The 20,177-nt window shown below is 66.5% G+C and carries 19 protein-coding genes; 6 read left to right on the forward strand and 13 right to left on the reverse strand.

Translation table 11 applies throughout. The features are described 5' to 3' along the window. The coding region (locus Q7T84_RS19695) for a glycoside hydrolase family 3 C-terminal domain-containing protein (RefSeq protein ID WP_304812429.1) at positions 1–2,043 on the reverse strand (2,043 nt) is incomplete at its 3' end. Between the two features lie 68 nt (positions 2,044–2,111). Between Q7T84_RS19695 and Q7T84_RS19700 the strand changes: the two genes are divergently transcribed. Then, positions 2,112–2,756, forward strand: a complete 645-nt coding sequence (locus Q7T84_RS19700; RefSeq protein WP_304812432.1) for a TetR/AcrR family transcriptional regulator — start codon at positions 2,112–2,114, stop codon at positions 2,754–2,756. Between the two features lie 58 nt (positions 2,757–2,814). On the opposite strand, the gene Q7T84_RS19705 is transcribed toward Q7T84_RS19700, so the two are convergent. Further along, on the reverse strand, positions 2,815–4,515 hold the full coding sequence (locus Q7T84_RS19705; RefSeq protein ID WP_304812435.1) for a class I adenylate-forming enzyme family protein: 1,701 nt from the start codon (positions 4,513–4,515) through the stop codon (positions 2,815–2,817). A 186-nt stretch (positions 4,516–4,701) separates the two neighbouring features. Between Q7T84_RS19705 and Q7T84_RS19710 the strand changes: the two genes are divergently transcribed. Both Q7T84_RS19710 and Q7T84_RS19715 read left to right on the forward strand, forming a co-directional pair. Beyond that, the gene (locus tag Q7T84_RS19710) at positions 4,702–5,937 is read left to right on the forward strand and encodes an acyl-CoA dehydrogenase family protein (protein ID WP_304812454.1); all 1,236 of its coding nucleotides are present in this window, start codon (positions 4,702–4,704) and stop codon (positions 5,935–5,937) included. A gap of 165 nt (positions 5,938–6,102) precedes the next feature. Then, a complete protein-coding gene (locus Q7T84_RS19715) occupies positions 6,103–6,684 on the forward strand; it encodes an NADPH-dependent FMN reductase (RefSeq protein WP_304812457.1) in 582 nt (193 codons plus the stop codon). Between the two features lie 3 nt (positions 6,685–6,687). Here the strand turns inward: Q7T84_RS19715 and Q7T84_RS19720 are convergent, their stop codons facing one another. From Q7T84_RS19720 to Q7T84_RS19740, 5 genes are all read right to left on the reverse strand, one after another. Further along, entirely contained in the window at positions 6,688–7,443 is a 756-nt protein-coding gene (locus Q7T84_RS19720; RefSeq protein ID WP_304812460.1) for a GNAT family N-acetyltransferase, read from the reverse strand. A gap of 33 nt (positions 7,444–7,476) precedes the next feature. Then, positions 7,477–8,118 carry a CatB-related O-acetyltransferase gene (locus tag Q7T84_RS19725; protein WP_304812462.1) on the reverse strand — a complete coding sequence of 214 codons (642 nt, stop codon included), beginning with the start codon at positions 8,116–8,118 and terminating at the stop codon, positions 7,477–7,479. A gap of 71 nt (positions 8,119–8,189) precedes the next feature. Then, positions 8,190–9,137: a DUF5996 family protein gene (locus Q7T84_RS19730; RefSeq protein ID WP_304812464.1), complete on the reverse strand. Its 948-nt coding sequence runs from the start codon at positions 9,135–9,137 to the stop codon at positions 8,190–8,192. A gap of 11 nt (positions 9,138–9,148) precedes the next feature. Then, complete coding sequence (locus Q7T84_RS19735; RefSeq protein ID WP_304812466.1) at positions 9,149–10,939, reverse strand: M3 family oligoendopeptidase; 1,791 nt, start codon at positions 10,937–10,939, stop codon at positions 9,149–9,151. Between the two features lie 181 nt (positions 10,940–11,120). Then, positions 11,121–13,256 (reverse strand): PQQ-dependent dehydrogenase, methanol/ethanol family, encoded by a 2,136-nt coding sequence (locus Q7T84_RS19740; RefSeq protein ID WP_304812468.1) that lies wholly within the window; start codon positions 13,254–13,256, stop codon positions 11,121–11,123. Positions 13,257–13,750: 494 nt separating this feature from the next. Here Q7T84_RS19740 and Q7T84_RS19745 point away from each other — a divergent pair, with 494 nt between their 5' ends. Then, the gene (locus tag Q7T84_RS19745) at positions 13,751–15,244 is read left to right on the forward strand and encodes a sigma-54 dependent transcriptional regulator (RefSeq protein WP_304812470.1); all 1,494 of its coding nucleotides are present in this window, start codon (positions 13,751–13,753) and stop codon (positions 15,242–15,244) included. A 128-nt stretch (positions 15,245–15,372) separates the two neighbouring features. On the opposite strand, the gene Q7T84_RS19750 is transcribed toward Q7T84_RS19745, so the two are convergent. Together Q7T84_RS19750 and Q7T84_RS19755 are read right to left on the reverse strand one after the other, a co-directional pair. Further along, positions 15,373–15,690 (reverse strand): hypothetical protein, encoded by a 318-nt coding sequence (locus Q7T84_RS19750; RefSeq protein ID WP_304812472.1) that lies wholly within the window; start codon positions 15,688–15,690, stop codon positions 15,373–15,375. Next, positions 15,687–15,953 carry a DUF2312 domain-containing protein gene (locus Q7T84_RS19755; RefSeq protein WP_056735991.1) on the reverse strand — a complete coding sequence of 89 codons (267 nt, stop codon included), beginning with the start codon at positions 15,951–15,953 and terminating at the stop codon, positions 15,687–15,689. Before Q7T84_RS19755 ends, Q7T84_RS19750 begins: the two co-directional genes overlap by 4 nt. A 131-nt stretch (positions 15,954–16,084) precedes the next feature. On the opposite strand from Q7T84_RS19755, the gene folE reads away from it, so the two are divergent. Beyond that, a complete protein-coding gene (folE, locus tag Q7T84_RS19760) occupies positions 16,085–16,669 on the forward strand; it encodes a GTP cyclohydrolase I FolE (protein WP_304812478.1) in 585 nt (194 codons plus the stop codon). On the opposite strand, the gene Q7T84_RS19765 is transcribed toward folE, so the two are convergent. The 4 genes from Q7T84_RS19765 to ykgO form a co-directional block, all read right to left on the reverse strand. Continuing rightward, positions 16,656–17,315, reverse strand: coding sequence for a TetR/AcrR family transcriptional regulator (locus Q7T84_RS19765; RefSeq protein WP_304812481.1), 660 nt, complete (start codon positions 17,313–17,315; stop codon positions 16,656–16,658). The genes folE and Q7T84_RS19765 overlap by 14 nt on opposite strands. 13 nt (positions 17,316–17,328) lie before the next feature. Then, positions 17,329–18,546, reverse strand: a complete 1,218-nt coding sequence (locus tag Q7T84_RS19770; protein WP_304812484.1) for a serine hydrolase — start codon at positions 18,544–18,546, stop codon at positions 17,329–17,331. 148 nt (positions 18,547–18,694) lie between these two features. Further along, positions 18,695–19,309 carry an HAD family phosphatase gene (locus Q7T84_RS19775; RefSeq protein ID WP_304812486.1) on the reverse strand — a complete coding sequence of 205 codons (615 nt, stop codon included), beginning with the start codon at positions 19,307–19,309 and terminating at the stop codon, positions 18,695–18,697. 1 nt (position 19,310) lies between these two features. Then, entirely contained in the window at positions 19,311–19,436 is a 126-nt protein-coding gene (ykgO, locus tag Q7T84_RS19780; protein WP_111456358.1) for a type B 50S ribosomal protein L36, read from the reverse strand. 154 nt (positions 19,437–19,590) lie between these two features. On the opposite strand from ykgO, the gene Q7T84_RS19785 reads away from it, so the two are divergent. Next, the coding region (locus Q7T84_RS19785) for a lytic transglycosylase domain-containing protein (RefSeq protein ID WP_304812489.1) at positions 19,591–20,177 on the forward strand (587 nt) is incomplete at its 3' end.

A 20,177-nucleotide genomic window follows, 5' to 3' on the forward strand; every position in this document is an offset into this window, starting at 1 on the left:
CAGCAGGCGCGGATCGGCGCTGATGGTGACGCGCCTGGTCTCGCCCGGCGCCAGGGCCACGCGCGACCAGCCGATCAGGCGCTGGCTCTCCTTGCCGTCCGAACCGGTCACCAGGGCGTAGACCTGCGGGGTGTCGATGCCCGCCGCGGCGCCGGTATTGGTGACGTCGAGGCTGACGGTCAGGGTCTCGCCGCCTTCGACGCTCAGACCGCCATAGGCGAAGGCCGTGTAGGAGAGGCCAAAGCCGAACGGGAACAGCGCCCTCTTCCCGGTCTTGGCGAACCAGCGATAACCGACGTCCGCGCCCTCCGGGTGCTCGACCGAGAATCGGCCCTTGTGCTGCTGCACGTCGGGGAACGAGGTCGGCAGGGTCTTACCCTCGACCGGCGGGCCGAAGATCATGCCGGGGATTTCCGGCCGCACGAGATCGGCGACGTCGCGCGGGAAGCTGATCGGCAGGCGGCCAGAAGGGTTTACCTCGCCGAACAGGATGCGGGCGATGGCCTCGCCGCCGCGCGTGCCCGGATACCAGGCCTGCAGCAGGCCGCCGACCTTCTCCAGCCAGGGCGTCAGCACCGGGGTGCCGGTTTCCAGCACCACGACGGTCTTGGCGTTAGCCGCGGCGACGGCCTCGATCAGGGCGTCCTGATTGTTCGGCAGCGACAGGGTCGGCAGGTCTTCGGCCTCGGTCGCCCACTGGTCGGCGAAGACGATGGCGACATCGGCGTCCTTGGCCAGGGCGGCGGCGGCGGCGTGATCCTCGCCGCTCGCATAGACGACCTCGGTGTTGCGGGTCAGGCCGCGGATCGCCGCCAGCGGCGCCGAGGGATGATAGGTGATCTGCGAGAAGGCCGAGGACAGCCCCATGGTCACCTTGATCTCAAGGCCCGCGCCGCCGACCGGCAGCACTTGGGACGAGCCGCCGCCCGACAGCACGCCGACATCGGCATGGGCGCCGATCACGGCGATCTTGCGCAGGTTAGCCTTCAGCGGCAGCACGCCGTCGTTCTTCAGCATCACCACGCCGGCCTCGGCGGCGGCCTGGGCGACCTTGGCGTTGGCCTCATAGTCGGTGGGCCGCTTTTCGGCGGGCCTGTCGAACACGCCCTTGTCGATCAGGCTGCGCAGGATGCGGTGGACCATGTTGGACAGCCGTTCGAACGGCACCTCGCCCTGCTGAACCGCCTCCTTCAGCAGCTCGCCGAAATAGACCTCCTTGTCGAGTTGCTCGCCGCTCTCCTGGTCCATGCCGGCCAAGGCCGCCTTGGCCGTAGTGTGGACCGCGCCCCAGTCGCTCATCACCCAGCCACGGTAGCCCCAGTCGTTCTTCAGCACCTGGTTCAGCAGGAAGTCGTTCTCGCCCGCCCACTCGCCGTTCACGCGGTTGTAGGCGCACATCACCGAGCCCGGATCGCCGATCTCGATGGCGATCTGGAAGGCCAGCAGGTCGCTTTCGCGCAAGCTCCCCTCGTCGATACGGGCGTCGACCACGTGGCGACAGGTCTCCTGATCGTTCAGGGCGAAGTGCTTCAGGGTGCAGACGATGTCATTCGACTGAGCGCCCTTGATCGCCTCGCCGACCAGCACGCCGGCCAGCAGCGGATCTTCGCCCAGATACTCGAAATTGCGCCCGCAGCGCGGTTCACGGGTCAGGTTCGCGCCGCCGCCCAGCAGCACGTTGAAGCCCTTGTCTCGCGCTTCGGAGCCGACCATCACCCCGGCCGCATGAGCAAGCCCCGGATCCCAGGTCGAGGCCAGGGCTAGGCCCGACGGCAGGCCGGTGGCGCCGTCGCCCTTGCGCACCTGGCGCGGGTTGGCGATGCCGAGGCTGGCGTCGGTTTCGTTCAGCGCCGGGATGCCCAGGCGCGCGACGCCGGGGATGTAGCCCGCGCCCATCGCCGCATCGGCCGGCGGGGTTTTCAGCAAGGCCGGCATCGGCCCGTGGACCAGCGAGATCATCTCGTCCAGCGTCAGTTGCTCGATCAACAGGGCCGCCCGCTCGTCGGGCGAGAGGCTCTTATCCATCCAGGGCTGGGCGGTCATCTTGGCGTTTCCTCAGAGGCTTTGGACCGACGCTATCTATTTTTACCCAAGTGGGCAATAATGAGATCATGGTCGAGACGGCGACAAAGCAGCGAGGCCGGCCGGCGCGGGACGCCCGCTCGGTGGAGGAGACGCGCGACGTCATCCTCCAGGCGGCGCTGACGCTGTTTTCCGAGCGCGGCTTCGAGGGGGTTGCCCTGCGCGACATCGGCGCCAGGGCCGGGGTCGAGCACAGCCTGGTCCGCTACCACTTCACCGACAAGGCCACGCTCTGGCGCGCGGCCCTGCGCAAGCTGATTGACAAGATGAACGACGAGCGCGCCGCCAGCTGGCGCGCCACCCGCGGCCAGCCGCTGATCGACCGCTTCAAGCAGTACCTGCGCGACTATGTCCGCTACTGCGCTCACCATCCCGAACACGCGCGGATCATGGTCCACGAAACGGTCGGCGATTCCGACCGCACCGCCTGGATCGCCGAGGAGATCGTGCGCCCCCAGCACCGAGCGGGCCGCAAGACCCTGACCATGCTGATGGACGAGGGCCACCTGCCCCGGATGGAGCCCCGCCACCTGATCTATATGATCGCCGCGGCCGCCCAGGCGCCCTTCACCCTGGCCGGCGAGGTGCGTCACGCCTATGGCGTCGACACCTCCAGCGACGCGGAGATCGAGGCCCATGCCGACGCGCTGATCGCGATGTTCCTGCGGGATTAGTAGCGGAGCCGAGTGTTCTTTCCGCCCCTGCGTAGGGAGGGGAACCGCCCGGCCAGACCTAAACCGCCGCCTCCGGCTTCAACGTCTCGCGCAATTGCCGCTTCAGGAATTTGCCGCTCGCATTGCGCGGAATGGCTTCGTCCAGGAACCAGATGTAGCGCGGAATCTTGTGCTTGGCGCCGATCCCCGCGAGGTGCTCGCGCAGCACCTCCGGCGTCAGGCTCTCGCCCGGACGCAGCACGACGGCTGCCCCGACCTCCTCGCCCAGGCGTGCGTCAGGAACCCCGAACACGCAGGCCTCGGCCACGGCGGGATGGCGGAAGATATTGCTCTCCACCTCGGCGCAGTAGACGTTCTCGCCGCCGCGCAGGACCATGTCCTTCTTGCGGTCGACGATGAAGATGAAGCCATCCTCGTCGATGCGCGCAACGTCGCCGGTGTGCAGCCAGCCGTCGGTGATCGATTCCGCAGTGGCCTCGGGGCGGTTAATGTAGCCCTTGATGACCGGCGCGCCCTTGACCCACAGCTCGCCGATCTCGCCGACCGGCACGGTGGCGCCGTCGTCGTCGACGCACTTGACCTCGAAGGACGGCATGGCCGGCCCGCAGCTGGCCGGCTTGTCGACGAAGAAGTCGGCCGAGACCGAGGTGATGATCCCGCAGGTTTCGGTCATGCCGTAGCCGGTGTTCGGCCGGGCGGTCTTCACCTGCTCGTCGATCTTGCCGACCAGGTCGGGCTGGAGTTGCGCGCCGCCGCCGCCCAAGCTGACCAGGCTGGAGGTGTCGGTTGTGGCGAAGTCCGGATGAGTGATCAGTTCGCGGGCCATGGTCGGCACGCCGCTCATCGCGGTGATCTTTTCACGCGCGATCAGGCGAAGGGCTTCGGCGGCGTCCCAACGATACATCAGAACCAGCTTTCCGCCGGCCGAGGTGATCGCATAGGCGGCGCAGTTGTTGGCCGTGACGTGGAACAGCGGCGTCACCACCAGGCCCACGGGAACCGGAACCGGCGCGTCGGGATCAGGCGCGACACCGGTCGCGCGCGCCGTCGCCAGCCCCTGCACCTGGCCTGAGAAGCCCATGTTCATCAGGTTGGCGACGCAGCCGCGATGGGTGAGCTGGGCGCCCTTCGGGAAGCCGGTGGTGCCGGAGGTGTAGAAGATGCAGGCGTCGGCGTCAGGATCGACGTTGACCACCGGCATCTCGCCCGGCTTGGCGATCACGTCGCTGAAGGGAATGACGCCGGCCGGAACCGGGTCGGTGCGCACCGCCACCAGCGTGACACCCTTGACGGCGTCAGGCCGCTCCAGAATGCGGGCCAGCCGTTCGGCGTCGGCGAAGATCACCTTCGGCTGAGAATCCTTGATCGCGTATTCCATCTCGTCGGCGACCCACCAGGCGTTCATGCCGACCACCGCGATCCCGGTCGAGACGCAGGCCCAATAGAGCAGCATCCATTCGGGATAGTTGCGCATGGCGATGGCGACGCGGTCGCCGGTCTTCACGCCCTGGGCGAACAGCCAGGCGGCGATGGCGTTCACCTGATCATGGGCCTGGGCGTAGGTCAGGCGATCCTGCTCGTAGACCATATAGTCGCGGTCGCCGTATTGGGCGGTGGCCAGCCAGATCTCGCGGACCGACGGCGGCGCATGGCGGAACGTCCGCAAGGACTGGCCGCGGACCTCGACCTGCGCGATTTCGAACGGCGAGCCCGGCGCGATCAGCTCGGACCAGGCCTGCTTCAGCTCCTTGTAGTGCATCGTCTCCCCCTTGTTTTTCGGTCGGCGGCGTCAAGGCCGTCGATCCCCTCGCCCACTTCGGCGGGCTGCTTTGAATATCACGATATGGCCTGCCCCGGCGGCAGCCCAGCTAATCGGACTTGCCGCAGAGCATCACATGGACCGACGCTCTCGGCCACAAAACAAGAGCAAAGAGGAGAGAAACGCATGGCTATCGACTTCGAAATTCCGGAAGAGGCCAAGGCTGTTCGCGCCTTGGTGCGCCAGTGGGTGCAGGACGAATGCATCCCCGCCGAGAAGGCGCTGCATGAGGGCGCCGACTACAAGGAACTGCTCGCCGAGCTGCGGACCAAGGCCCGCGCCCAGGGCCTGTGGCTCCCCTTCATCCCCAAGGAATACGGCGGCATGGGCCTGGGGCCGCTCGCCTACGCCCTGGTTCAGATGGAGCTCGGCCAGAGCCACCTTGGCGCGCTGTCGATGAACAGCCAGGGTCCCGACGACGCCACCATGCTGACCTTGCTGGCGCACGGCACCGAGTTCCAGAAGGAGAAGTTCCTCAAGCCGCTGCTCGCCGGTGAAAAGCGCGTCTGCTACTCGATGACCGAGAAGGCCGCCGGCGCCGACGCCACCGGCATGCGCACCACCGCGGTCAAGGACGGCAACGAGAACTACGTCCTGAACGGCGAGAAGTGGTTTTCATCGGCCGCCAGCGCCGCCGACCTCGCCGTGGTCATGGCCCGCACCGACCCGAACGCCCCGCGCCAGCAACAGTTCTCGACCTTCATCGTCGAGCTGCCGAACCCCGGCTACAACATCAAGCGCGACATCAAGACCATGGCCGTCGAAGGCCCGCTCAGCCACATCATGGGCGGCGGCCACTCCGAGATCGAGATCAAGGACCTGGTGGTCCCGGCCGAGAACCTGCTGGGCGGCGAAGGCCAAGGGTTCAACATGGGCCAGCACCGGCTCGCCTACGGCCGCTTGCGGCACGGGATGCACAATGTCGCCATGGCCCAGCGGGCGCTGGACATGGCCGCCGCCCACGTCACCCAGCGCGAGACCTTCGGCAAGCCGCTGCACGAGCGCCAGGGCGTCCAGTTCATGTTGGCCGAGTGCGCCAGCGAGCTCTACATGGCCCGCCTGATGCTGCTGCATATCGCCTACAAGGCCGAGAAAGGCCTGGACCTGCGGCAGGAAAACTCCATCGCCAAGGTCTTCCTGGCGCACATGGTCCACAAGGTCGTCGACACCGCCATCCAGCTGCACGGCGCGCTCGGCTATAGCCAAGATACGCCGCTGGCCAGCTGGTACACCCACATCCGTTCGCAACGGCTGGTCGACGGCCCTGACGAGGTCCACCGCTGGACGGTCGGGCGCAATGTGATCAAGGCCTACCAGCAGTTCGGCACCACCGCCTCGGCGGCGGGCGGCGATCTGATTTAAGCTCCACTCCAAAGATCGTCGTGGCCGGCCGCTTGCGCCGGCCATCCATAACCACCGCCGCTCGGGATTTGCCTGGACGGTTCACGTTTATGGGTCGCCGGGACAAGCCCGGCGATGACGAACTTGATAGGATAGCGTCCACCACTCACATCGATAGGCCGATCCATGACCGCTCCCATCCGCATCGTCGGCCTGTCCGGGAGCCTGCGCAGCGGCTCCTACAACGCCCAACTGCTACGCGCCGCGGTCGCCCTCGCGCCGGACGGCGTCACGATCACGACCGGCACGATCCGCGGCATCCCGCTCTATGACGGCGACGTCGAGACCGCCGAGGGCATCCCGCCGCTGGTCGCCGCCCTGAAGGACGAGATCGCCGCCGCCGACGGCCTGCTGCTGGTGACGCCTGAGTACAACAACTCCATCCCTGGCGTGTTCAAGAACGCCATCGACTGGCTGACCCGGCCGGCCGACGACATCGCGCGCGTGTTCGGCGCCAAGCCGGTCGGTCTGATCGGCGCCTCGCCCGGCGGGTTCGGCACCATCCTTAGCCAGAACGCCTGGCTGCCGGTGCTGCGAACCCTGGGAACCGAGCCCTATTTCGGCGGTCGTGTGATGATCTCACGCGCCCACAAGGCGTTCGGCGAGGGCGGCGATACACTTGCCGATCCTGCCATGGAAGCGATGCTAAAGGGCTACATCGAGGGCTTCGCGCAGTTCGTGCGGGCGACGGCCGGGCCATCGGCCTGACTGTCAGCTTTCCAAGAGCCAGGCCGACAGTTCGGCGATCGGTTCAAAGCCGAGGCTTGCATAGAGCGGGCGACCAGCCTCAGTCGCGCCCAGGTGGAAGCGCTCCACGCCGCGCCGCCTATAGTCGGCGATCACCTGGGTGAGCAGGGCGCGACCCATGCCCTTGCGTTGGTGCTCGGGCGGCGTGGCCATGAGCGATATCCCCGCCGTGTTTCCGGTAGGCGTCACGGTCACGGCGCTCATCGGCCCAGCGTCGCCCCAGGCGATATAGGTCTCCACGCCCGCGGTTGCGGTGATCCCCACATCGATGCACCTGGCGAAGGCGTCGCGCGGCACATCGAAGGCCACGGCGGCGAGATCGCCAGCGATGCCGACCAGCTCGGCGCCAAGCGCGCGAGTCACCTTCACCGGACGACTCGGCCGAACCGCGGTGCCGGCGCGCAGGACCATGAGTGGGGACGTGCCCACCGCCCTCAGGCCCAGCCGCATTGCGACGGGCGCCAGGTCGTCCGCCACATGAGGGCTCATCATGACCTGGAGCGGCAGGCCTCGCGTCTTCGCTCGCGCCACCGACCGCGTGAAAAAGCCCTCGACGTCGGGGTCAGGGCCTAGGGTCAGCATGTTGAAATCGGCCGAAGGCTCGCCGGTCAGGCCCAGGATGCAGTCCCGGGTCATGTGCATTTCGACGCCGGGCACATCGCCCATCTGAGCCACCAGCGCGCGGACGCAGAGTCGGATCAGCTCGTTGGTCTCGTCCATGGCTCACGTTCCCCCCGCCGGCCGAGCTAATGTCTAGGCGCGTGACGCCTCGTCCCACCGCGCCGATTCGACCACCAGCGCCTCGATGTCGGCGGCGCAAACCACCGGCTGCAACGCGGCGAACTTAGCTTCCGACCAGTCGTAGATCTTCAGATCGAGCAGACGCTCGACCGTGCGCTCATCGAAGCGGGACCGCACCGGCGTGGCGGGATTGCCGGCGACGATCATGTAGGGCGCGACGTCCTTGGTGACGATGGCGCCAGACGCGACAATGGCGCCCTCGCCGATCGTCACGCCGGGCATCAACATGGCTCGCATGCCGATCCAGGCGCCGTCGGCGATCACCGTGTCGCCCTTGCCTTGATAGGCGTCGAGGATGACCTCCTCGAACGGATAGAGGCTGAACCAGTCGGTGCGGTGGGTGTGGTTGCCGCCCATCAGGATCACCGCCTCGGCGCCGATGCAGACGTAGTCTCCGATGTGCAGTTGGTCGATCGGCCACTGCGGGGTCCACGCCTCGCGGCTGTAGGCGTCGCCGTAGTGATAGCGGACCACGCTGTCCTCGAACCCACCCGTCCAGGCATCACTATAATAGCTGTGCGTACCGCGAAGATGGATGTTCGGATTGGTGACGACGAGGTGCAGATACTCGACGCGGGACCAGTGCTTACTCATGGAAATCAGACCTTCTTGTACCCGCGAGGCTTAGGGGCTCAGCCGCGCACGGGCAACCGCTGGGCCTGGGCTCAGCACGGCCGAGGCACGCCGGGCTTTCCGAAGTCGCACTCCAGCGCACGCCGATCCCAGCCGCCCGCATCAGCGGCCGCCGCATAGGTGCTGCGCAGGAAGTCGAGCAAGATTGCATCTGGATCTGCGGCCGTGCGCACCGCCTCATAGGGCAGGATGAACTCGCCCAACCCCTCGTGGAACAACGCCGTGTCGGGCGCCAGGGCCGCCGTCCGAAAGCCCTTCGGCTCGGGATAGGCGTAGGAATAGAAGGCCGGAGAGTCGATCAGCCCGCCCCCCGGCCAGAAGCCAGCGCTCGACACTTCGTGCGAATAGGCCTCGCGCGCCACCGAGTCGGGTAGATGCGGCACGCCGCCGGGATGCGGCGGCGCTGGCCGGCCCGAGAACCGCGTCACCGCCAGGTCGAAGCTGCCCCAGAAAAAATGCACCGGGCTCGACTTGCCCAGGAAACCAGTACGAAACAGCTGGAACACCCGGTCGATTTGGATCAGCGCCCGCCACAACCGCCAGGCGGCGTCCGGATCATAACGTCGCGGGCGGTCGTCGGCGGCAAAGGGCGTTGCGTCCGCGATCTCGTTCGGCGCGCCGTTGATCTGGGTCGGAACGCCCGCATGGACCAGCATCGCATCGAGCGCGCGATAGAAGCTGGCCACCGTCTCTCCGGCCAGAGGCAGCACGCCGCTGTAGCCATTGCTGGCCCGCACCCGCAGCAAGTGGTCGATGAAGTCGAATTCGATGTCGAAGATCGCCGCCCCGTTCGGGACCGACGACGTCGTCAGGCCGCGCGGGCTGACATAGAGCGCCACCTGCCAACCGTGATTGAGCCAAGGCGCGCAGGCGGTGCGCGCCTTGCCGACGATCTGGCTCCACAGATGCAGAGCCTCGAAAGTCTCGCGGTCCTTGGTGAAATCGATTTCAGGCCAGGGATTGGAGACTTTCGAGGTCATCGGCGTCTTCCTCAGACCAGGTCGTCGAACTCGTCGACCAGGCGTTCCAGTTGCGACACGCCCGCGGCCCAGAAGGCCTTCTCGCGCGGGTTCAGTCCGAATGGCTTCAACGCCTCGACATAGGTTCGGGTGCCGCCGGCGGCGAGCAGGTCTTCATAAAGCGGCGCGAAGGCGACTGGATCCTCGCGGCGCTTCTCCATCAGGCCGCGCACCAGCAGGTCGCCGAAGGCGTAGGCGTAGACATAGAAGGGCGCGTGCACGAAGTGGCTGACATAGGCCCAGTAGTGCTCGTAGCCGGGGTTCAGCTTCACAGCCGGACCGAGACTTTCGGCCATCACGTCCAGCCATACGGCGCTGATGTCCTCAGGCGCCAGTTCACCTTCCTGGCGCATGGCGTGAAACTGGGTCTCGAAACGGTGGAAGGCGATCTGGCGGACGACGGTGTTCAGACCGTCCTCGATCTTGCCGGCCAACAGGCCCATGCGTTCCTGCTTGGACGCGCCGGCCAGCAGCCGTTCGAACACCAGGCCCTCGCCGAAGATCGAGGCGGTTTCGGCAAGCGTCAGCGGCGTGTCGGCCAACAGGGTGCCGAGCGGGCTGCATAGCGTCTGGTGCACGGCGTGACCCAGTTCGTGGGCCAGGGTCAGCACGTCGCGGCGCTCGCCCATATAGTTCATGAACACATAGGGGTGCCGGTTGGCGGTCACCGGGTGCGAATAGGCGCCCGACTGCTTGCCGGCCCGAGGACGCGCATCGATCCAAGGCTCGCTAAAGAAGGTCCGCGCGGTGTCGGCGAACTTCGGCGCCAAGTCGGAGAAGCTCTCCAGCACCATGCCCTTGGCCTCGTCCCAGCCGTAGGTGCGCGGCTGGGCGGTGTCGAGCGGGGCGTTGCGGTCCCAGTAGTCCAGGGTCTTGCGGCCCATGACCTTGGCCTTCAGCGCATAGTAGCGGTGGCTGACCGACGGATAGGCTTCGACCACGGCGGCTTCCAGCGCCTCGACCGCGTCGGCGTCGACCTCATTGGCCAGGTGACGCGCGGCGGCCGGCGTCGGATACTTCCGCCAACGGTCCTCGACCTGCTTTTCGAAGGCCAGGGTGTTCATCGCCAGGGCCAGGGACGGGGTGCGTTCTTCCAACGCCTTGGCCAGGCCTTGCGCGGCCTGTTTGCGGCGCGTGGCGTCGGGATCGGAGAGGCGGTTCAGAGTTTCAGGAAGCGTCAGTTGCTCGCGGCCGACCTTGGCGGTCAGGCGGGCCAGGGTCTCGTCATAGAGCCGGGTCCAGTTGGCCACCGCCGGACCGCGATCGATCAGAATGCGCTCCAGGTCGGCCGACAGTTCGTGCGGACGCGAGAGCCGCACGCGGCGCATCCAAGGCCGCCAGCGGGCGGCGGGCGGATGGGCCTTGAAGGCCATCTCGATCTCGTTGTCCTCGAGCTGGTTCAGCTCCAGCGTGAAGTACAGACTATCGGCGGCGACCTGCGAGGAGCGCGCCCGCAGGTCGCCCTCGAACTTGGCCCAAGCCGCGTCGTCGCGGGCGGTCGAGGCCGCCAGCGACGCATAGGCACCCACGCCCCACAGGCCGTTGGTCGCGGTCTCGTAGAGATTGATGCCGTGGTCGAGCAGTTCACCCAGGTGCAGCGGATCGCCGCGCAGCGAGGTGAAGCGCCCCTTCATCTTGACCAGCTCGTCATTGGCGGCCTTGGCGGCGGCCAGATCGATCTCGATCTTGGGGTCGTCGCGGCCGGCATAAAGGTCGCCGAGGTTCCACTCAGGAATGGTGTCGAGGTTCACGGGTGCGTTCATGGGCCGACAAATAGCGCCTCCCCCTCGCCACTCCTAGGGGTGAGCTGCACCGCTTATCACCTCGTCATCCTCCGCCCGGCCGGCGGCTGGTCCCGGGGACCCAAGCCGACGGCCAAGATGTGGCGCGACCGCGTGGGTCCCTCGGATCGTCTTTCAGACGACCCGAGGATGACGAATGCAATTACGGCTTCGCGGCCGCCCCTCCCTTGGCCGGTGGGACCGCCGGCGCCTGCGCGCCGCGGGCTTCGCTGAGCACGTAGGCGCGCAGGTCCTCGGCGCCCTTGGCGTCGATGAAGCGGCTGAAGCTGGCCATGCCGCGTTCGGCGAGCGCTCCGTCGATGACCACCGACTTCCAGCTATCGGCGGAGAGCAGCATCTGCGAACGGCGCAGGCTGGGCAGGAAGGCTCCGCCGGCGTTCGGCCCATGGCAGACCTGGCAGTTCTGGTGGAACAGGGCGAAGCCGCGTTTGGCGTCGCCGCTGGAAGTGACCCCTGTCAGGTCCAGCACCGCCTGCTCGGGCCGTACATAGGCTGGAGCCGTGGCCGTTCCGCCCAGCTTGAACACCATCAAGCGGCCCGGCAGACGCGGACGCTCCGGCAGCAGGGCCGGCGCCGAGAGCGCGCCCGCGCCGCCGTAGCCGACCATCAGCGCCACGTACTGCTCGCCATCGATCTCGTAGGTCGACGGCGCGGCGATGACCCCGTTGTCGGTCTTATAGGTCCACAGCTTTGTCCCGTCGGCCGCGTTGTAGGCCGAGAACTCGCCCTGCGCCGCGCCCTGGAAGATCAGGCCGCCGCCGGTCGACATCACGCCCGCGTTCCAGAAGTACGGATGCTTGATCGTGAAGCGCGCCTTCTGGGCGACCGGGTCCCAGGCGATCAGTTCGCCCTTCACCATCGCCTTGATCGCCGCCATCTGGGCTTCGTCGGTCGGCAGGGCGTTGGCGAGGAAGTCGGTGCCGACGTTCCAGGCGCCCGGCCGGAAGGTGTAGCCCTTGTCCGGCGTATAGGCGAACGGCACCACCTGGGCCGGGATATAGACTAGGCCCTCCTTCGGATTGAAGGCCATCGGGTGCCAGTTGTGGGCGCCGAACGGGGCCGGGACCTGCAGCGAGGGCGCGTTCTCATAGCGCACGCCGGGGTTCTCAATCGGACGGCCGGTGGCCGGATCGACGCCCGAGGCCCAGGTGATCGGCACATAGGGCTTCGCCGAGATCAGCTGCCCGTTGGCCCGGTCCAGCACATAGAAGAAGCCGTTCTTCGGCGCCTGCATCAGCACTTTGCGCGGCTGGCCGCCGATGGTCAGATCGGCCAGGATCATGTGCTGGGTGGCGGTGTAGTCCCAGCTTTCGCCCGGCGTCGTCTGATAGTGCCAGACGTACTCGCCGGTGTCGGGCTTCAAGGCCAGGACCGAGGACAGGAAGAGATTGTCGCCCTTGCCGTCCGAACGCTTCACATGGTTCCAGGGCGTGCCGTTGCCGACGCCCGCATAGAGGATGTCCAACTCCGGATCATACGCCATAGAATCCCAGACCGTGCCGCCGCCGCCGGTGGCCTTCCAGCCCTCCCCGAACCAGGTCGCCGCGCCCTTCTCCTTCATGATCTTGTCGGAGGCCGCATTGTCCGGCTGCCCGTTGGGATTGGGCGTTGTGTAGAAGCGCCAGACCAGTTTGCCGGTGGCGGAGTCGTAGGCCGAGAGGTAGCCGCGGACCCCATATTCGCCGCCGCCGTTGCCGATCAGCACCTTGTCTTTGACCACGCGCGGCGCGCCGGTGATCGTATAGGGCCGGCCGGTGTCGGTGGTCTGGACCGACCAGGCTTCCTTGCCGGTGCCGGCGTCGAGCGCGACCAAGCGGCCGTCGAGCACGCCGACATAGACCTTGCCCTTCCAGACCGCGACGCCGCGATTGACCACGTCGCAGCAGGCGTCGAAGCCCTTCTTGCCCTCGACCTTGGGGTCATAGGACCATTTCAACGCGCCGGTCTTGGCGTCGAAGGCGTAGACCTTGGACCAGGCGGTGGTGGTGTAGAGCACGCCATCGACCACGACCGGCGTCGCCTCCTGGCCGCGGTCAGTGTCGAATTCGTGCATCCAGGCCAGGCCGAGCTGGCCGACATTGGTGGTGTTGATCTTGTCGAGCGGGCTGTGCCGCTGCTCGTCATAGGTCCGCGCGACGGTGAGCCATTCGCCGTTATCGACCGCCGCGGCGATCCGCGCCCCATCGACATTGCCGGGGCCCTTGCCCCCGCCGCCCTGATTGCAAGCCGCCAACAACGCGGTCGCGGCAAGGACCGCCGCCCACTTCCAGGTCTTCATCGAGCGCCTCCCAGGCGGCCGTTCAAACGCGGCCTTTGGGGGAACTATGCGCGGAAGTTCGAACTGGGCAAGCATGCCGCTGGGTCAGGGCCGCCGGAGACCTCGCCAGCGGGGGCGTCGGCATCGCCATGACCGGGACGGCGACCAGAATTGTCAGGAAGCCACAGATCGGCGATCCAGTTGATCTACCTCCGGTCGTCCGTGCGCGTCGTACTGGCCCCGGTCCCTGGCGACGCCCTGGCGCAGGACCTCTTCCTTTCGCCGGCCCGTGAAATCCGGCTGCCAGCATGACCTTCAAGGGCTTACGCGAGCAGCCTCAAGCCTGATCAGACAAGGCTTGGTTTACCGAACGTAACCATGCCCGTTAACCCCTGACTCAGGACTCCGAAACCCCCCCTTTACCCCGCGCCTGTATCAATCCGGGTCAAGAAGAGCCTCGTTCGGCCAGTCCATCGGCGAAACGAGCGTCCGTTCCAGGTGTGTGGGTGTTTCAAATGACCAAGACGGTCCTCGTCGTCGATGACGACCCGACGCAGCGCAGATTGATCCAGGCCGTCCTGGAACGCGAAGGCTTCGCCGTGGTCCACGCTGAAAGCGGCGAAACCGCGATCACCCGTCTGCAATCGGGCTCGCCCGTCGACGTCATCCTGCTGGATCTGGTCATGCCCGGCATGAGCGGTCAGGAGACCCTGACCGAGATGCGCGCCCGCAATTTCGCCCAACCTGTGATCGTGCTGACCGCGACCGGCGGCATCGACACCGTGGTCCAGGCCATGCAGGCCGGGGCCAGCGATTTCTTCATCAAGCCAGCCAGTCCTGAGCGCATCCTGGTCTCGATCCGCAACGCCCTGTCGATGGGAGCGCTGAAGGGCGAGGTCGATCGCCTGAAGAAGCACGCCACCGGGCGCGCGAGCTTCGCGGACATGGTCGGCGACTCGCCGGTCATGACCATGGTCAAGCGCATGGGCGAAAGGGCCGCCAAGTCGTCCATCCCCATCCTGATCACCGGCGAAAGCGGGGTCGGCAAGGAAGTGATCGCCCGCGCCGTGCACGGTTCGTCAGATCGCGCCGGCAAGCCGTTCATCGCGGTGAACTGCGGCGCCCTGCCCGAGAACCTGGTGGAATCCATCCTGTTCGGTCACGAAAAGGGCAGCTTCACCGGCGCCACCGACAAGCATCTGGGCAAGTTCCAGGAAGCCAACGGCGGTACCTTGTTCCTCGACGAGGTCGGCGAGCTGCCGCTCGACATGCAGGTCAAGCTGCTGCGCGCCCTGCAGGAAAGCGAGATCGACCCGGTAGGCTCCAAGCGCTCGATCAAGGTCGATGTCCGCATCGTCTCGGCCACCAACCGCGACCCGGCCCAGGCCGTGAAGGACGGACTGTTCCGCGAGGACCTGTTCTATCGCCTGAACGTCTTCCCGATCGAGGCGCCGTCCCTGCGCACGCGCCGCGAGGATATCCCCGCCCTGGTCGACCACTTCATCCGCCGCTTCAATGTCGAGGAGGGCAAGAGCGTTGTCGCCGCCTCGGCAGAGACCCTGGCCTTCCTGACCGCCTATGACTGGCCGGGCAATGTCCGCCAGCTGGAGAACGCGGTCTATCGCGCCATCGTGCTGGCCGATTCGCCCTACCTGCAGCCGTTCGACTTTCCGGCCATCTCGGGCGTCGCCGCCCCGCCGCCCGAAGCGTTCGAGTCCGTCGCCACCCAGCGCCCCGTCACCCTGCCGACCGCCGAGGAACTGGTGGCCGAAATGCCCGCCGACGCCCCGGTGCGCATCCTGGACCACCGCGGCCACCTGCGGACCCTGGAAGAGATCGAGCGCGACCTGATCGCCCTGGCCATCGAGATCTATGCCGGTCACATGAGCGAAGTCGCCCGCCGGCTCGGCATCGGCCGCTCGACCCTCTATCGCAAGGTCCGCGAGCAAGGGCTGGAAGACAACATCAAGGGCGCGTCCGATACGGACGGCGCGACGGCCGCGGCGTAGCGGCTCTTCTCCTCTCCCCTCCGGGGAGAGGTCGGGTGAGGGGGCGGCGTCAGCCACTCAACCTCACCGAGGGATTGGAGCGCCGCTTTGCGTCGCCCCCTCACCTAACCTCTCATGAGGAGAGGGATTCAATCTTCTGAATAGGGCTTGGCCCGACGCTTGAAGGGCCGCCTTTGCAGCTCCTTCTTCTCGCCCTTGGCCTTGGCGGCGATCTCCTTGAGCTTCACCGCCTGAAGCACTGATAGCGCCTCGCCGGCCGCGCCCTTCTCAGGATCCCCGAAGGCGCGGCCGTAGGTCTTCACACGCTCCTCGACCGAGCCGAGAAACTCCCCCTCCCAATCCGAAAGCTGCACATCGGCGCGGTCCGCCTGACGGCGGACGCGCTTCAATGCGTTCAGCACGGCCCGTTTGGCCTGCTCTTTCCGGTCTGGCGGGGCTCGCTTCAAATCTCTCCCATCGCCGACAGGTAAAGGTCGAGGATGGCTTCTTCCTCCAGGCGCTTGGCGCGGTCCTGCTTGCGGATGCGGACCACCTTGCGCAGGATCTTGACGTCGAAGCCGTTGCCCTTGGCTTCGGCGAAGACTTCCTTGATCTGCTCGGCGATCTCCGACTTCTCCTGCTCAAGGCGCTCGATACGTTCAATGATGCTCTTGAGCTGGCCCTGAGCGGCCTGGTTCAGGATATCGCCGTGGGCGGAGTCGTCGGACATGGGATCAAGGTCTCACAGGTCTGGGGTGGCGGAAAGGCGCGCGAACCTAGCGGCGAGACGCAGGCATGTCATCCGCCCGCTGAACCTTAGCCGCAGCGTATTCGTTGAGACGGATCGACGCGGAGTTTCCCATGACCCATTCCAAGCATCGTCCGACCCAGAGCGAGGCCGAAGCCGCCGTGCGCACCCTGATCCAATGGGCGGGCGATGATCCTGATCGCGAGGGGCTGCTGGACACGCCGGCGCGGGTGGCGAGATCCTACAAGGAGTTGTTCTCCGGCTACGAAAGCGATCCGCGGGAGTATCTTGAGCGGACCTTTGACGAGGTCGGCGGCTATGACGAACTGGTTGTCCTGCGCGACATCCGGGTGGTGAGTTTCTGCGAGCACCACATGCTGCCGTTCCTCGGTAAGGCCCATGTCGGCTACCTGCCGTCCAACCGGGTCGTGGGCATCTCGAAGCTGGCGCGGGTGGTCCACGGCTTCGCACGCCGGCTGCAGATCCAGGAAAAGCTGACCGCCGAGATCGCCGGCGCGATCCAGGATATCCTCCAGCCCAAGGGCGTCGGGGTGGTGATCGTCTCCGAGCACAGTTGCATGACCATGCGCGGGGTGAACACGCCGGGTTCGCGCCTGACCACCAGCCATCTGCTCGGCGAAGTCCGCGACGATCCCCGCACCCGCCAGGAATTCCTGGAGTTCGTCAGGAACGGGTGAGTCGGCGGCGCACATAGGGCGGGGGCGGCGGCGTCCCGCCGTCCATGGCCGGCGCGAGCACGGTGATGATGGTTTCGACCAGACGGTCAACGCCCTGCGATAGGCGTGCCTCGGCGGCCGTCCAGTAGCGCCAGGTCGCGGCGTCCAGGTAGTAGGCGTAGATCGCGAGATCGAAGAGCGCCTCGTCCGGCCAAGTGGAGCCGAACCTCTTGAGTTGCGCGACCACGCCCTCGGCCATCTGCTCGGCGTGGAGCGGCTCGATTTCGGCCAGTTTTGGAAACTGATCGAAGGCCGCGCTCATCGACAGGCCGTAGCCGACCGCCTCCTCTTCGCCCTTCACCAAGGCGATCCACTTGCGGAAAAACCGGCGCCAATCGCTCTCGCCGTCGTCCATCGCCTCCGAGGCCACCTGCCGGATATGCGCCAGGCGAGCCTCATAGAGGGCCAGGATGATGGCCTCCTTGTTCGGGTAATACTGATAGATCGATCCGACCGAGACGCCGGATTCCGCGGCGATCGCCGGGGTTGTCACGGCGGCCGGACCGTCCCGGTTCAGGATCGCCTGGGTGGCGTCGAGCACCCGCTGGATACGGGCCTTGGCCCGCGCCTGGGTGGGCAGCTTTCGAGGGGTGAGGATCGCGCTCATCACCCCTCTCCTATCACGGAGTCGGCGGCTGGGCGGGCATGGCGCGCACCTTCTCGCTCAAGGCGTCGAAGAGGGCGAAGGTCTCCGCCGACATCTGCGCGTCCCAGGCGCCGGTCCAGTTGCTGGTTTTCACCATCACCAGGTCCAGGGCCGGATTGACCATCAGGAATTGGCCGTAAATCCCCTCGCCCGTAAAGGCGCGGTCCGCCCCCGGGATCAGCCACCACTGATAGCCGTATCCGAGCGGCCCCTCGCTGAGCTTGCCGTAGCCGACCTGTGGGCGTTGCGGCTGGGTGGCCTGGGCGATCCAACCCTTGGGCAGCACCTGTCGCCCACCTACGGCGCCGTCGTGAGCCGCCAGATGACCGAAGCGGGCATAGTCTCGCAGCCGGATCAGCAGTCCGCCGGCGGCGATCTCCCGGCCCGCGTCGCCGGGTTGGTCCAGTATCCAGCGGGCCTCGGCCTCCGCCCCCATCGGCTTCCAGAGCTTTTCGGACATGTAGTCGGCCGCCCGCTGGCCCGTGGCCTTGGCCAACAGGGCGCCGAGGATCTCGGTGTCGGCGCTCGCGTAGTTGAACTTCTCGCCGGGCTTGCGGGCGCTCTTGAACTTGCGGGAATAGTCGTAGAGGCCGCCCTGGTTTTGGTCGAACAAAGCGATGAAGCCGCCAATGCCAGACTTGGCGTCAGTGTATTCCTCGTTGAACGAGGTGCCGGACGACATCTCCAGCACGTCGCGGATGGTCGCCGTCTCGTAGGCGCCTCCCTTCAGCTCCGGCAGATAGCTGACGATCAGGTCGTCGAGACTGCGGATCTTGCCCTCGGCCAGGGCGATACCGATCAAACTCGAGACGAACGACTTGCCGACCGAGAACGAGACGAAGCGGCTGTCCGGCGCCGAGCCTTGATAGTAGCGCTCATAAAGGATCTGGTCGCCGCGCATGATGAGCAGCCCGGTCGTGCGGGTATTGGCGGCGAATGCGTCCAGGTCGTGGGTCTTGCCCTTGAAGTCGTATGACGCCGCGAACGCCGCCGCAGGCGCCTTGAGCGCCATCGTCTGGTCGCCCGGCGCGATCCGGCGCGAGGGGAACAGTTCCTCCATATTGTGGAACGCAGCCGCCGAGTGCTGTGGATCGCCCCAGGTCCCGCGCACGCCGACGCCGCCTTCGGCCAACGCCTGGCCGCCCGAAAGGGCCGCCAACGCCACCGCGCCTGCCATCAAGATGTTCCGCATCGACTTCCCTCCCCCTGGGCCACGCGCTGTCGCGGCCATCTTTATACGAATGTGAATTATCATTCGCACTTTAAGCAAGCACAATCTGCTGGGGCCGTCGGAGGTCGCGCCACCAAGCCACGCCGTCGAGCTTCGAGATCAGGGTAGTCTAGAGCAGGCCGCGCGCTTCCAACGCCGGCCTTATCGCCGCCGGATCGGTGAAATGGTGCGCCTCGAACCCGAGGGCCTGTGCGGCGCGTATGTTCCACTCGGAGTCGTCGAAAAACAGAATCTCCGAGGGCGCCAGGCCGAAGCGCTCGCAAGCCAGGCGATAGATCGCCGGGTCAGGCTTCATGATCGCGACTTCGGCCGAGATCACATAGCCACCCAGGCGTTTGAACGCCGGGCTCATGGCGGTGACGCCGTCGAACACCTCATGCGACATGTTGGAAAGGCCGTATTGGGGGACACCCGCGGCGTGCAGCGCCTCGATGGCGGCCTCGGTCTCCGGGATCGGGCCGGAGAACATGTCCCACCACCGAGTCTCCCAAGCGTGGATAGCCTCAGCGTATTGCGGGAAGCGCGGCAGCAGCCGCGCGCGGTTCTCCGCGAACGTCACGCCCAGGTCGTGGGCGACGTGCCATTCCATGGTGCAGACATGGGAAAGGAACCGGTCGGCTTCGGCCGGTTCCTTGAAGAACGTGTCGTAGAGCGTGCGCGGATTCCAGCGCACGATGACATTACCAATATCCCACAAGACGGCTTTGACGGCCGCCTCAGGCATCTCAGCCTTGCTTGGCTTTGAAGCGCGGGTTGGTCTTGTTGATGATGTAAACCACGCCCTTGCGACGCACGAGCTTGCAGTCGCGGTGGCGAGTCTTGAGCGACTTAAGCGAGCTTCTGACCTTCATGGACCTAATTCTCGGGCGCCGGGCTTTCGCCCAGGGGGTTATTACAGAGCGGGCGCATATACGGGGCTGAGGTTTTTGAGTCAACGCCTTCAGCTATCGCAACCGATAGCGGCCTTGTGATTGGGGCCGCCGCGACGCCTCGCTAGGTTGGCTTATGGACCGTCGTATCTTTCTTGTCTTGCTTCTCGCCGGCTGCGCCGGCCCTACCCCGCCCAAGGTGGATGCGCCAAGCCCGCCACCGCCTCCAGCGCCAGCGCCTAGCCTCCCCCCCGCGGCGCCGACGCCTTCGAGCGACGCGGGATACGAGGCGTGGCGGGCGCAGTTCCGGACGCGAGCGATAGGCGCCGGGCTGCCCGGCCCCCTGGTCGACCGGGAGCTGGCCGGCGTGACGCCCAATCCGCGCGTCATCACGCTTGATTCGGCCCAGCCCGAATTCTCCAAGCCGATCGGCGACTACATCAAGGGCACGGTCAGTGACGAGCGCATCGCCCGGGGCCGGCGCTATAGGACCGAGCTGCCGTTCTGGCCGGCGATCGAGCAGCAGTATGGCGTGCCGCGCGACGTCCTGATCGCGGTCTGGGCCATGGAGAGCGCGTTCGGCGCGGTCCAGGGCGACTTCGACGTGGTCCGCTCCATGGCCAGTCTGGCCTATCACGGACGCCGCCGGAACTTCGCCGAGGGCGAGCTGATCGCGGCCTTGAAGGTCATCAGCTCAGGAGAGGCCTCGCGTAGCCAGCTCAA

The organism is Phenylobacterium sp. (genome assembly GCF_030654915.1).
Taxonomy (GTDB): Bacteria; Pseudomonadota; Alphaproteobacteria; order Caulobacterales; family Caulobacteraceae; genus Phenylobacterium.